The sequence below is a fragment of the uncultured Streptococcus sp. genome (genome assembly GCF_905372115.1).
GTDB lineage: Bacteria > Bacillota > Bacilli > Lactobacillales > Streptococcaceae > Streptococcus.
Map to the genome: position 1 here is coordinate 40678 of NZ_CAJPNR010000007.1, position 13412 is coordinate 54089.

Annotated in this window: 13 protein-coding genes and 1 pseudogene; all 14 read left to right on the forward strand. The window is 44.8% G+C overall.

The window, feature by feature from the left end; translation table 11 throughout:
- Positions 1 to 88: 88 nt before the first annotated feature.
- The 14 genes and pseudogenes from recJ to rfbB all read left to right on the forward strand — a co-directional run bounded on the left by recJ (position 89) and on the right by rfbB (position 13217).
- Positions 89 to 2308, forward strand: a complete 2220-nt coding sequence (recJ, locus tag QZ169_RS03675) for a single-stranded-DNA-specific exonuclease RecJ (protein ID WP_295504971.1) — start codon at positions 89 to 91, stop codon at positions 2306 to 2308.
- A 46-nt stretch (positions 2309 to 2354) separates the two neighbouring features.
- Entirely contained in the window at positions 2355 to 2882 is a 528-nt protein-coding gene (locus tag QZ169_RS03680) for a hypothetical protein (RefSeq protein ID WP_295504972.1), read from the forward strand.
- Between the two features lie 197 nt (positions 2883 to 3079).
- Positions 3080 to 3592 carry an adenine phosphoribosyltransferase gene (locus QZ169_RS03685; RefSeq protein ID WP_295504973.1) on the forward strand — a complete coding sequence of 171 codons (513 nt, stop codon included), beginning with the start codon at positions 3080 to 3082 and terminating at the stop codon, positions 3590 to 3592.
- A gap of 147 nt (positions 3593 to 3739) precedes the next feature.
- Positions 3740 to 4681 (forward strand): homoserine O-succinyltransferase, encoded by a 942-nt coding sequence (gene metA, locus QZ169_RS03690; protein ID WP_295504974.1) that lies wholly within the window; start codon positions 3740 to 3742, stop codon positions 4679 to 4681.
- Between the two features lie 8 nt (positions 4682 to 4689).
- Entirely contained in the window at positions 4690 to 5370 is a 681-nt protein-coding gene (locus QZ169_RS03695) for a DnaD domain-containing protein (RefSeq protein ID WP_295504975.1), read from the forward strand.
- Between the two features lie 67 nt (positions 5371 to 5437).
- Positions 5438 to 6226 (forward strand): glutathione-dependent disulfide-bond oxidoreductase, encoded by a 789-nt coding sequence (gene yghU / locus QZ169_RS03700; RefSeq protein ID WP_295504976.1) that lies wholly within the window; start codon positions 5438 to 5440, stop codon positions 6224 to 6226.
- 140 nt (positions 6227 to 6366) lie between these two features.
- Complete coding sequence (locus QZ169_RS03705) at positions 6367 to 7056, forward strand: tRNA (adenine(22)-N(1))-methyltransferase TrmK (RefSeq protein ID WP_295504977.1); 690 nt, start codon at positions 6367 to 6369, stop codon at positions 7054 to 7056.
- The gene (locus QZ169_RS03710) at positions 7043 to 7840 is read left to right on the forward strand and encodes a Nif3-like dinuclear metal center hexameric protein (protein WP_295504978.1); all 798 of its coding nucleotides are present in this window, start codon (positions 7043 to 7045) and stop codon (positions 7838 to 7840) included. Before QZ169_RS03705 ends, QZ169_RS03710 begins: the two co-directional genes overlap by 14 nt.
- Positions 7841 to 7851: 11 nt before the next feature.
- Entirely contained in the window at positions 7852 to 8946 is a 1095-nt protein-coding gene (locus QZ169_RS03715; protein WP_295504979.1) for an FAD-binding oxidoreductase, read from the forward strand.
- 1 nt (position 8947) lies between these two features.
- Positions 8948 to 9479: pseudogene (locus QZ169_RS03720) on the forward strand (8-oxo-dGTP diphosphatase).
- Between the two features lie 23 nt (positions 9480 to 9502).
- Entirely contained in the window at positions 9503 to 10327 is an 825-nt protein-coding gene (tmpA, locus tag QZ169_RS03725; protein ID WP_295504980.1) for a ZIP family manganese transporter TmpA, read from the forward strand.
- Positions 10328 to 10461: 134 nt separating this feature from the next.
- Positions 10462 to 11331: a glucose-1-phosphate thymidylyltransferase RfbA gene (gene rfbA, locus QZ169_RS03730; RefSeq protein ID WP_002913447.1), complete on the forward strand. Its 870-nt coding sequence runs from the start codon at positions 10462 to 10464 to the stop codon at positions 11329 to 11331.
- A 4-nt stretch (positions 11332 to 11335) separates the two neighbouring features.
- Positions 11336 to 11929 (forward strand): dTDP-4-dehydrorhamnose 3,5-epimerase family protein, encoded by a 594-nt coding sequence (locus QZ169_RS03735; RefSeq protein ID WP_295504981.1) that lies wholly within the window; start codon positions 11336 to 11338, stop codon positions 11927 to 11929.
- 241 nt (positions 11930 to 12170) lie between these two features.
- Positions 12171 to 13217: a dTDP-glucose 4,6-dehydratase gene (gene rfbB, locus QZ169_RS03740; RefSeq protein WP_295504982.1), complete on the forward strand. Its 1047-nt coding sequence runs from the start codon at positions 12171 to 12173 to the stop codon at positions 13215 to 13217.
- Positions 13218 to 13412: the final 195 nt, after the last annotated feature.

The window sequence follows — 13412 nt, forward strand, 5'->3', positions numbered from 1 at the left end:
GAAGATAAGAAGTTTGAGACTGGTTGAACCAGTCTTTTCATGTTATAATATTCAGACAAGATTGAACGGAGAAAGTGTTTCACTCATCATGATTAGCTCAAAATATGACTGGCAGTTTGCCACTAATTTTACAGACGAGAAATTTTTAAAAAAGGCTAAAAAAGCTGGATTGGAAGTCACAGCTGCCAGTCTTCTTTACCAAAGAGGTGTGCAGACTGAAGAGGCTTTACAGGAATTTTTGGAGCCTAGTTTAGACCAGCTTCACGACCCTTATGATCTGCATGATATGGAGCGGGCAGTGGAGCGAATTCGCTCAGCCATTGAGAATTACGAACAGATTTTGATCTATGGTGATTATGATGCTGATGGTATGACCTCGGCATCTATTGTCAAGGAAACCTTGGAGCAGCTGGGGGCTGAGTGTCAGGTTTATCTGCCAAATCGCTTTACGGACGGCTATGGTCCTAATAGCAGTGTTTACAAGTATTTTATTGAAAATCAAGATATCTCGCTCATTATTACAGTGGATAATGGAGTGGCGGGCCTTGAAGCTATCGAACTGGCCCAGTCTCTGGGCGTAGATGTCATCGTGACGGATCACCACTCTATGCCTGAGCAGCTGCCAAACGCCTATGCGATTGTCCATCCAGAGCATAGCGGAGCGGATTACCCTTTCAAGCATCTAGCTGGTTGTGGGGTGGCTTTTAAGCTGGCAACAGCCTTGCTGGAAGAAGTCCAAGTCGAACTTTTGGACTTAGTTGCCATCGGTACCATTGCCGACATGGTTAGTCTGACGGGGGAAAACCGGATTTTGGTCAAATACGGCCTTTCTGTTCTCAAAAACACCCAGCGAGTAGGACTTCAGGAACTTTTCAAAATCGCAGGAATTCAGCCTGATGAACTGGATGAAGAAACAGTTGGCTTCCAGCTTGCTCCTCGACTCAATGCACTGGGACGGCTGGATGATCCAAATCCAGCGGTTGAGCTTTTAACAGGCTTTGACGACGAAGAAGCTCGTGATATTGCGCTTATGATCAACCAAAAAAATGACGAGCGCAAGGAAATCGTCCAGCAGATTTATGAAGAAGCACAAACCATGCTGGATCCTAAGAGACCAGTGCAGGTGTTGGCCAAGGAAGGCTGGAATCCTGGTGTACTAGGAATTGTCGCAGGGCGCTTGCTGGAAGAGCTGCACCAGCCAGTCATAGTGCTTAATATTGAGGATGGCATCGCGAAGGGCAGCGCCCGCAGTATTGAAGCGGTCAATATATTTGAGGCTTTGGACAGTCACCGTGACCTCTTTGTTGCCTTTGGTGGTCATGCTGGAGCAGCTGGGATGACTCTCGAAGCAGATAAGCTGGCGGAGCTTGCTGACATCTTAACAGCTTACATCTTAGACAATGATTTGGATTTGACTGGCAAAACAGCCCTGTACATAGACGAGGAACTGCATCTGCCAGAACTGACCCTTGACACACTCAAAAGTTTTGAGAGACTGGCTCCTTTTGGTATGGATAATAAGAAGCCGCTTTTTTACCTCAAGGACTTTAAAGTGGACAATGCTCGGACTATGGGGGCTGGCAATAGCCATCTCAAGCTGAAAATTTCCCAACAAGATGCATCTTTTGAAGTAGTAGCTTTTGGGCAAGGAAGCCTGGCGACAGAGTTTGCCCAGACCAAGAACCTGGAGCTGGCCGTCAGCCTCTCTGTCAATAAATGGAATGGACAGACCAGTCTTCAGCTCATGCTGGTAGATGCGCGTGTTGACGGAGTTCAGCTTTTCAATATCCGCAGCAAAAATGCGACGCTGCCTGACAAGGTTCCTGTCTTGCGTTTCACAGAGGAGTTTCCAGATTTGACAAATAGCAGAGCAGTTGTGGTTTATGACCTTCCCGATGATTTGCAGGACTTGAAGAAGATTCTTCAGTCTCAGGATTTTGAAGCGATTTACTTTAAGAATGAGATTGCCAAGCCATACTATCTGACAGGTTACGGTTCCCGTGAGCAGTTTGCTAAACTCTACAAGACTATCTATCAGTTCCCCGAGTTTGATGTTCGCTATAAACTCAAGGATCTAGCAGCTTATCTGAAAATAGACCCTATTCTCTTGGTCAAAATGATTCAGATTTTTGAAGAGCTGGGCTTTGTCAGCATTACCGAAGGCGTCATGAAGGTCAATAAAGAAGCAGAAAAGAAAGAAATTGACAGCAGTCGTATTTATCAAGATCTCAAGCGCCTGGTCAAGGAACAAGAACTCATGGCTCTGGGCACCGTGCAGGGGATTTATGATTATTTGATGGAGAGATGAGAGGATACCAGACTAAGCCAAAGCCTTGCAAAGGAGAACATTTTAGATGAATGAAATTATCCTGAGCTTTAAACCAGAATTTTTTAAAGCTTTGCTAACAGGAAAAAAGCATTTTGAATATCGTTCAAGGATTCCTGAAAAAGAAACGGTAGCTTATTTATATCTTTCTTCACCCGCTAAGATGATTGTAGGTAAAATGGTTTTAGGTCAGCGTAATAATATCCAAGACTTTTTAGAAAATTCAGATTTAGCAAATAGTAGTCGTTCATATTTGGAAAACCATTTGCAAGAAGGTGCTAAGTATTTTTCTCCAATTTACTCCCTATCTCTTCTTGACTCACCTATATCATTAAAACAAGCTAAAGAATTATCGCCGAGATTTAACGCTCCTCAGGGGTATAGCTATGTGACAAATTATAAAGAATTGCATAATTTTCTTGAAAACTCTGTATTTTCAACATTTGAGATTAATCCATCTAATGGTTTGGACTTATTAGGTTTATTTACGAAGGATATTGTAAAAAATTATGAACAAGAAATAGCAACACCTCTTTATTTAGAGCTATACATCTGATTTTGACTTGCCTAGAAAAAACGATTTTAAAGATTAACCAACTCAATCCCAGCCTCAATAAAGTGGTCTATAAATGACTCAGGCATGATTTTTCAGATTAAATAATAGATACCAATAAAAAGTAAGTTTTCTGTTACCATTTGGATGAAAAAGTGATATAATAGAGAGTAAAAAATTTTTTTGAAAGAAAGTATATCATGAATTTAAAAGACTATATTGCAACAATTGAAAATTATCCTAAGGAAGGCGTGACATTCCGCGATATCAGCCCACTGATGGCAAACGGAAATGCGTACAGTTACGCTGTTCGTGAGATTGTTCAGTATGCGACAGACAAGAAGATTGACATGATTGTTGGACCGGAAGCTCGTGGCTTTATCGTAGGCTGTCCAGTTGCCTTTGAGTTAGGAATCGGCTTTGCTCCAGTCCGCAAGCCTGGTAAGCTTCCTCGTGAGGTTATCTCAGCTGACTATGAAAAAGAGTACGGTGTTGATACCCTAACCATGCATGCGGATGCTATCAAGCCAGGTCAGCGTGTTCTGATTGTCGATGATCTCCTTGCGACTGGTGGAACAGTGAAGGCAACGATTGAGATGATTGAGCGTCTTGGCGGTGTAGTAGCTGGCTGTGCCTTCCTTATTGAGTTGGATGAGCTCAAGGGTCGCGAAGTTATCGGCGATTACGACTATAAGGTTCTGATGCACTATTAATACATAGTTTCTAGCTATATCTAGTTAGAGAAAAAGTATAATTGAAAACTATATCTCCTTTCAGTATAATGAAAGTACATTCTATAAACAAAGAATAGGCTGGAAAAGTATTTCCAAGCCTTTCTAACGATTGAAGGAGATATTTTCATGCCAATTAAGATTGATAAGAAACTGCCAGCTGTTGACATTTTAAGTTCTGAGAATATCTTTGTCATGGATGACGACAGGGCGGACCATCAGGATATCCGCCCTCTGAATATTCTGGTACTCAATCTCATGCCCCAGAAAATGGTGACGGAAACTCAGATACTGCGCCACTTGGCTAATACTCCGCTGCAGTTGACTATTGACTTCCTCTACATGAGCTCTCATCAGTCTAAAACGACACGTGCAGAGCATATGGAGACTTTTTATAAGACTTTTGATGAGGTTAAAAATCGCTATTTTGATGGCTTGATTATCACTGGTGCACCGGTAGAGCATCTGCCTTTTGAAGCGGTGGACTACTGGGAAGAGTTCCAGCAGGTGATTGAATGGTCCAAGACCCATGTCTTTTCGACTCTGCATATCTGTTGGGGAGCTCAGGCTGGACTTTATGCTCGCTACGGCGTGGACAAGCAGCAGATGACGCGCAAATTATCGGGTGTCTATAGCCAGTCAGCTGACAGCAGTAATCTACTTTTCCGTGGCTTTGACGATGAGTTTTATACGCCGCATTCCCGTCATACCGAAGTTCTAAAGGAAGATATTGTCAATCTGACTAATCTGGAAATTCTCTCATTTGGAGAGGATACGGGCCTCTCTGTATTGGCTAGCCGGGACTTGCGAGAGGTGTATAGTTTCGGTCACATGGAATACGACCGCGATACTTTATCTAAGGAATATTTCCGCGATTTGAAGGCAGGGAAGAATCCACATATTCCAGAGAATTATTTCAAAAACGATGATGTCCATGCGACGCCGGCCTTGCGTTGGAGTTCGGCCGCAGCACTCTTTTTCAGCAATTGGGTCAATTATGCTGTCTATCAGGAGACGCCTTTCGACTGGGAGAGTCCTGAAAATGATGTATCGTTTTTTGCTTATCTATAAGAGGTGACATGACTTATTTATCAGCTTTTAAATCGGGCAATCTAGTAATCCCGAGTGCCCTTCTTTTACATTTTAAGGACATCTTTGATTCCAGCGATGATTTTTTGGTCTGGCAGTTTTTCTATCTGCAAAATACGACTTCTCTGGAAGAGCTGGCGCCTAGTCAGATTGCGGAGCATATTGGTAAGACCCTGTCAGAAGTCAATCGCTCTATGTCCCATCTGACGGAGAAAGGTCTCTTGCAGTATAAGACCATTGAGCTGAATGGAGAGACAGAGGTTATCTTTGATGCTTCACCGGCTTTAGAAAAGCTGGATGAACTGCTGACAGCTAAAAGCGGTCCGCAGACTGTGGCAAAGGCGCCACAGAATGTTTTGAAAGACTTGGTGGAGACCTTCCAGCAGGAGCTGGGCCGTCTCTTGACACCCTTTGAAATTGAGGATTTGACCAAGACTGTCCAAGATGATAAAACCAATCCTGACTTGGTCAAGGCTGCCCTTCGTGAGGCTGTGTTTAATGGCAAGGCCAACTGGAAGTATATTCAGGCCATCTTGCGCAATTGGCGCAAGGAAGGCATCACAACACTTGCTCAAGTAGAAGCTAAGAGGGAAGAGCGTGAAGCAGCTAACCCTCAAAATGTGACAGTTTCTGATGATTTCCTCAATGCCATGAATTTGTGGAAGGACTGACTTTATTAGATTTATGGTGGCCTGTTAGATATGACAGGCCCTTGGTTTTATAAAAAAGGAGAAAAGTATGACCTATCAATTACCAAAAGTCTGGTCCGCTGCGGACAGCGACCAAGGAAAATTTTCAGGTATCAATCAGCCTACTGCAGGCGCGCGCTTTGAGCAGAAGCTTCCTGTCGGTAAAGAGCCTTTTCAGCTTTATTCGCTTGGAACTCCAAATGGCGTTAAGGTGACCATTATGCTGGAGGAACTACTGGCAGCGGGTGTGACGGAGGCTGCCTATGACCTCTATAAGATCAGCATTATGGATGGCGACCAGTTTGGCTCAGATTTTGTGAAAATCAATCCCAACTCTAAGATTCCGGCCTTGTTAGATCAGTCAGCTGATAAGCCGATTCGTGTCTTCGAGTCAGCCAATATCCTGCTCTATCTGGCAGAGAAGTTTGGAAAGCTGATTCCGTCAGATTTGTCCGGTCGAACTGAGGTGCTCAACTGGCTCTTCTGGCAGACAGGAGCGGCTCCTTTCTTGGGAGGCGGATTTGGTCATTTCTTTAACTATGCTCCAGAAAAGTTAGAATATCCTATCAACCGCTTTACAATGGAAGCCAAGCGACAGCTGGATTTATTGGACAAAGAATTAGCCAAGAAAGCTTATATCGCTGGAGATAACTACAGTATTGCTGATATTGCTATCTGGTCTTGGTATGGGCAGTTGGTACAGGATAAGCTCTATCCAGGCGCAGCTGAGTTCTTGGATGCTGCATCCTACAAACACCTATCTGCTTGGGCGGAGAAGATTGCAGCTCGTCCGGCAGTCCAGCGTGGTTTAGCTGCCGAGTATCAGGAAATCAAATAAAAAAGCGATGGGTAGAACACCCCATCATTAAGTGGCGAGACAAAATCAGTTTATCAACAGACTGATTTTTCCTCCGCTGCTTTTTTTATACCCTTAAAAATGATATACTGAGTAGAAGAATGTTTAGAAAAGAGTAAGCAATGCAAAAAAAGACTATTTCCCAACGCTTGGAGCGAGTAGCTACTTTTGTGCCGGATGGGGCAAAGTTGCTGGATGTTGGGAGCGATCACGCCTATCTGCCTATTTACCTGATTCAGGAAGGACGGATTGAGAAGGCTCTGGCCGGTGAAGTGGTAGAAGGGCCTTTTCAGTCTGCCCAGAAAAACGTAGCAGAGCATGGCTTGACGGAGCAGATTGAGGTTCGTTTGGCCAATGGTCTGGCAGCTTTGGAAGCCGAAGATCAGATTGACACCATCGTTATCGCTGGCATGGGTGGTCGCTTGATTTCAGAGATTTTGGAAAATGGCAGAGCTAAGCTGGGTTCTATTTCCCGTTTGATTTTGCAACCCAATAACCGAGAGGATGAGCTCCGCAGCTGGCTGGTGTCTAAGGGCTTTCGCTTGCTAGCTGAGGATATCCTAGAAGAGGCTGGTAAGTTTTACGAAATCCTGGTTGCAGAAGCAGGCCAGCAAACTTTGACAGAGCAAGAAAAGCGTTTCGGACCTTTTCTGATGAAGCAACAGTCATCTGCTTTTCAGCTAAGATGGCAGAAAGAACTGAAGAAACTTGAAGGAGCTTTGACTCATATTCCAGAAAAGAATGAGCTGGAACGCTCTGCTATGTCCCAAAAAATCGAAAGTATCAAGGAGGTGCTCCATGCTAGCAAGTGAAATCATTGCCCGTTATGAAGCCTATTGCCCGCAAGAACTATCCATGGAGGGCGACATTTCAGGCCTGCAAATCGGAACATTGGATAAAGAAGTAGCCAAGGTTCTAGTGGCATTGGATATTCGTGAGCAAACGGTGGTGGAGGCTATTGAGGCAGGTGCTGGACTGATTATTGTTAAGCATGCGCCTATCTTTCGCCCGCTTAAGGACCTAGTGGCGGATAAGGCGCAAAATCAGATGATTTTAAGCCTCATCAAGCATGATATTGCTGTCTATGTCAGTCATACTAATATCGATGTTGTGGAGGACGGTCTTAATGACTGGTTCTGCCAGCTTCTTGAGATTGAGGAGACAAGTTATCTTAGTCAGACGGGGCCAGATTACGGTATTGGCCGCGTAGGGAAGATTGCTCCTCAGACCTTTGGGGACTTTGCGGCTAAGATCAAGGCAACTTTTGGACTAGATAGTTTGCGTCTGGTCGCTTATGAAGAAGCGGATCTCGAACGCATGATTGAGCGTGTAGCTATCTGCGGTGGCAGCGGTCAGTCCTTTTATCAAGAGGCCATTGCCAAGGGAGCGCAGGTCTACATAACAGGTGATATTTACTATCATACTGCCCAGGAAATGCTGACAGAAGGTCTTTTGGCGCTGGATCCTGGGCACCATATCGAGGTTCTTTTTACGGAAAAATTGAAAGCAAAGCTTGATTCTTGGAAGGCAGAAGAGGGCTGGGAGATTGAGATTCTGGCTAGTCAGGCTTCGACCAATCCTTTCCGACATATTTGAGAGGATGCGACATGAAAAGAGTAGCAGTGATTGGTGCTGGGATTGTTGGCTCAACAGCGGCTTACTATCTGTCCCAATCCCCAGATGTGGAAGTGACTGTCTTTGATGACGGCAAGGGGCAGGCAACCAAGGCAGCCGCTGGCATTATCAGTCCTTGGTTTTCCAAGCGGCGCAATAAGGCTTGGTACAGGATGGCGCGTCTGGGCGCTGATTTTTATCAGGACTTGATTGCGGAACTGAAAGCGGCTGGAATCCAGACAGACTTTTACCAACAGACAGGTGTTTATCTGCTGAAAAAGGATGAGAGCAAGCTGCAGGAGCTTTATGATTTGGCTGCTAATCGTCGTGAAGAGTCGCCCTTAATAGGGGACTTGAGTCTTCTCAGCCTTCAGGAAGCCCATGAGAAATTTCCAGACTTGCAAGGCTTTGAGCGGCTTCTTTATGCTTCCGGTGGTGCCCGTGTGGAGGGAGCACTTTTGACGGAGACGCTTGTGAAAGCAAGCAAGGCAGAGTTGGTTGAGAAAAAGGCAAGCTTGACAGTAGATGGAGAGCAACTTCTTGTGGACGGACGCAGCTTTGACTGTGTCATCTTAGCTGTGGGTGCTTGGCTAGGAGAAATCTTGCAGCCACTGGGCTATAAGACAGATGTTCGGCCGCAAAAGGGACAGCTACGTGATTTTAAACTGGCTGAAAAGACGGATGACTACCCTGTTGTTATGCCTGAGGGCGAGCTGGATATCATTCCCTTTCTGGCAGGCAAGGTTAGTGTCGGAGCCAGTCATGAAAATGATCAGGGCTTTGATTTGACGATCGATAAGAAAGTGCTGGATCTGTTGCAGCAAGAAGCGGAAACTTACTTGCCGAGGTTGGCTACTGCAGAGATTTTAGGCGAGCGCGTGGGAACGCGGGCTTATACCAGTGACTTTGCGCCTTTCTTTGGATCCGTTCCAGACTTGCCGCATGTCTACGCTGCCAGCGGATTAGGCTCTTCTGGTCTGACAACTGGCCCGCTCATCGGATGCCAATTGGCTCAGATGGCTTTAGGAGAAGCGGGGGTGCTGAATCCAGCTGACTATCCTATTGAGCGGTATGTAAAGAAGGTTTGATATGACAGAAACTATTTTGAATTGGGTCAATGTTTGTGTGAAAAAAGATGATGAAATTTTACTGCTTAATCGCCAGCATGATAACTTTAAAGGGTGGATACAACCAGGTGGCTTCACCAGTCTGGGGATAGACTGGTGAAGGTTGAGGATAGGAAAAGCTTAGCTTTTTACCTTCGTAAAAGTTTCCAGAATCTTTTTTTGAAGCTGCAAGGCGCGAGTTAAAAGAAGAAACGGGGCTGACTGCTCTAAACTTGGAATTGAAGGGGATTTCAGGCTTCACTAATCCAAGTAAAGAAGAACGGTATGTATATTACGATTTTCTTTGTACTGCATTTGAAGGACAAGTCAGGGGAAACGATCATGAAGGAGAGCCCAAATGGTGGAAGATTTCGGAACTTGACCAAATAGATATGCAGGATGACATACGTGAACGTTTGCCTCTCTACTGGCGGAAAGGCTCTTTCGAGCGGATTCATTACTGGAATGAGGAAAAACGCTGTATCGGGGAAACCAAGACGATTTTGTATGATTGATTTCAGAGGATAAGGAGAAGTTTATGGACTGGTTACGATCGCAGCCTGTAGTTATGCAGGCTTTCTTGGCTGGACTTTTCACGTGGGGATGTACCATTGTAGGCTCGGCTGTTGTATTTTTCTTTAAGAATATCAGCAGAAAGCTGCTGGATATTATGATGGGCTTTGCAGCAGGGGTCATGATTGCGGCTTCCTTTTGGTCGCTTCTGGCGCCGTCGATTGAATATGCGCAAAGTTCTTATGGCAAGCTATCCTGGTTGCCTGCAGCGATTGGTTTTTTAGTGGGAGGTTTTTTCCTGCGGCTGATTGATGCAGTGGTGCCTCACTTGCACTTGAGCAAAGACATTTCGGAGGCTGAGAGTGTTCCTGAACATAGCCGAAAGAAGCTGTCCAAGACGGCTCTGCTCTTTTTAGCCATTACTATTCACAATTTTCCAGAAGGTTTGGCAGTTGGAGTAGCCTTTGGTGCTTTAGCGGCCAATCCTAGTCCAGAGGCCTTTGTCGGCGCGATTGGCCTAGCTTTGGGAATTGGCCTGCAAAACGTCCCAGAAGGAGCGGCTCTATCCATTCCGATTCGGACGGACGGCAAGTCTCGGCTTAAAGCCTTTTACTGGGGCTCTATGTCTGCTATTGTGGAGCCAATTGGTGCTGTTCTGGGAGCTGTTGCAGTTCTGGCTATAACGGCGATTCTGCCTTATGCTCTATCCTTTGCGGCAGGGGCTATGATCTTCGTGGTGGTTGAGGAGCTAATACCTGATTCGCAGACCAATGGCAATACTGATGTGGCGACTTTAGGTCTCATGGTGGGCTTTGTTCTCATGATGGTCTTGGATGTAGCTTTGGGGTGATGCCAACTTGGAATAAAAAAGCGGAAGAAAGCCGAATTTCCGCTCTTTTTCTTTTATTTAAGGGTAGTGAAAAGGATGACATCCGCTTTCAAAAATGGTAGAATAAGGAGAATACATTAAGAGAGGAAACTCATATGAAAGGTATTATTCTTGCAGGTGGTTCTGGTACACGATTGTATCCATTGACCCGCGCTGCGTCAAAACAGCTCATGCCGGTTTATGACAAACCCATGATTTATTATCCACTGTCAACTCTTATGCTGGCTGGTATCAAGGACATCTTGATTATCTCAACTCCGACAGATTTGCCTCGTTTTGAAGATCTGCTGGGTGATGGCTCTGAGTTTGGTATCAAGCTCTCTTATGCAGAGCAGCCAAGTCCAGACGGACTGGCACAAGCCTTTATCATTGGGGCTGATTTTATTGGAGATGACCGCGTGGCGCTGATTCTTGGGGATAATATTTATCATGGACCAGGTCTGAGTAAAATGCTCCAAAATGCTGCTGCTAAGGAAAAAGGAGCAACTGTTTTTGGCTATCATGTCAAGGATCCAGAACGTTTTGGTGTAGTAGAATTTGATGAGAATATGAATGCTATCTCCATCGAAGAAAAACCGGAACAGCCGCGCTCTAACTATGCCGTGACTGGACTCTATTTCTACGATAATGATGTCGTAGAAATTGCCAAGAACATCAAACCAAGTCCTCGCGGAGAACTGGAAATCACAGATGTCAACAAGGCTTACTTGGAACGTGGCGATTTGTCTGTTGAGCTTATGGGACGTGGTTTTGCTTGGTTGGATACAGGTACCCACGAAAGTCTCTTAGAAGCTGCTCAATATATCGAAACAGTTCAGCGGATGCAGAATGTTCAGGTGGCAAATCTGGAAGAAATTGCCTATCGTATGGGCTATATCACTAAAGAGCAAGTGCACGAATTGGCGCAGCCATTGAAAAAAAATGAATATGGCCACTACCTCTTGCGCTTGATTGGAGAAGAATAAGAAGATGACGGAACAATTTTTTGATAAGGAATTAGCAGCGCGTGAGGTTCCTGGAATTCCAGGTATGCTGGAGTTTGATATCCCTGTTCGCGGTGACAACCGAGGTTGGTTCAAGGAGAATTTCCAAAAGGAAAAGATGCTGCCGCTAGGCTTCCCTGAGAGCTTCTTTGCAGAAGGAAAACTGCAAAATAATGTCAGCTTTTCTCGTAAAAACGTGTTACGTGGTCTTCATGCTGAACCATGGGACAAGTACATCTCTGTTGCAGATGGCGGCAAGGTTTTGGGAACTTGGGTAGACCTGCGTGAAGGTGAGACCTTTGGCAATACCTACCAGACAGTAATCGATGCTAGCAAGGGTATTTTTGTGCCACGCGGCGTAGCTAACGGCTTCCAAGTCCTTTCTGATACTGTTTCCTACAGCTATCTGGTCAATGACTACTGGGCTTTGGAACTCAAACCTAAGTATGCCTTTGTCAACTATGCAGACCCAGCTCTAGGCATCCAGTGGGAAAACCTAGAAGCAGCAGAAGTCTCAGAAGCAGACAAGAACCATCTATTACTTAAGGATGTCAAACCTCTAAGAAAAGAAGATTTGTAAAAAAGAATTCTTTTCTGACGCATTAATTTATATTGAAATATATGATTTAGCTCAGCTCCTATCCGAGCGAAGCGAGTGGAAGAAATGATTGCCGCTGTGGTGTAAGTCATGTAACAAATTGTTTAGTTTGTTACATGATAGGGGATTTTTGAGACATGAGGCTCAAAAATAAGCGATGAAACCGAAGGTTTGCTTGCGTCTCCACCACTTAAGGCAATTATAAAAAAGTTAAGGAATAAAAATGACAGAATACAAAAAAATTATCGTGACAGGTGGAGCTGGTTTTATCGGTTCTAACTTCGTCCACTATGTTTACAATAACTTTCCTGATGTCCATGTGACAGTGCTGGACAAGCTGACTTACGCGGGTAATCGTGCCAATATTGAAGAAATTTTAGGCGACCGCGTTGAGTTGGTTGTTGGAGATATTGCTGATGCAGCCTTGGTAGATAAGCTGGCAGCTGAAGCTGATGCTATCGTTCACTATGCGGCAGAAAGCCACAATGATAACTCGCTCAATGATCCGAGTCCATTTATCCACACCAACTTCATCGGAACTTACACACTTTTGGAAGCAGCTCGTAAGTACAACATTCGTTTCCACCATGTATCAACTGACGAAGTCTATGGTGACCTGCCTCTGCGTGAAGATCTGCCAGGTCATGGAGAAGGTCCTGGTGAGAAATTTACCGCTGAAACCAAGTACAATCCAAGCTCGCCTTACTCATCAACTAAGGCAGCTTCAGACTTGATTGTCAAAGCTTGGGTGCGCTCATTTGGTGTCAAAGCGACGATTTCTAACTGTTCAAACAACTATGGTCCTTACCAGCACATCGAGAAGTTTATTCCGCGCCAGATCACCAATATCCTGAGTGGTATCAAGCCAAAACTCTATGGTGAAGGCAAGAATGTCCGTGACTGGATTCATACCAATGACCATTCATCAGGTGTTTGGACGATTTTGACCAAGGGTCAAATCGGTGAAACTTACTTGATTGGTGCTGATGGTGAGAAGAACAACAAGGAAGTGCTGGAGCTGATTCTCAAGGAAATGGGACAGCCAGCAGATGCTTATGACCATGTGACAGATCGTGCCGGCCACGACCTCCGCTATGCCATTGATGCCAGCAAGCTCCGCGATGAGCTAGGATGGAAGCCAGAGTTCACCAACTTTGAAGCAGGTCTCAAAGAGACCATCAAGTGGTACACAGACAACCAAGAATGGTGGAAATCTGAAAAAGAAGCAGTCGAAGCCAAGTATGCTAAGACTCAGGAAGTGATTAAATAAGAATAGGCTATCTATGATGAGCCTTGTAAAACTAGCGCTATGTGATTAAGAGGCTGGGATTATCTGTCCCAGCCTTTTCTCACAGGATTGTTAGCTTTTTAATATGTTTGTTACAGAAAATTATGCAAAAATAGTGTAAAATAAGATAAATCCTTTCTGTGTTTTTAGCTAAAGGGATTTTCTCAAATTAAAGGA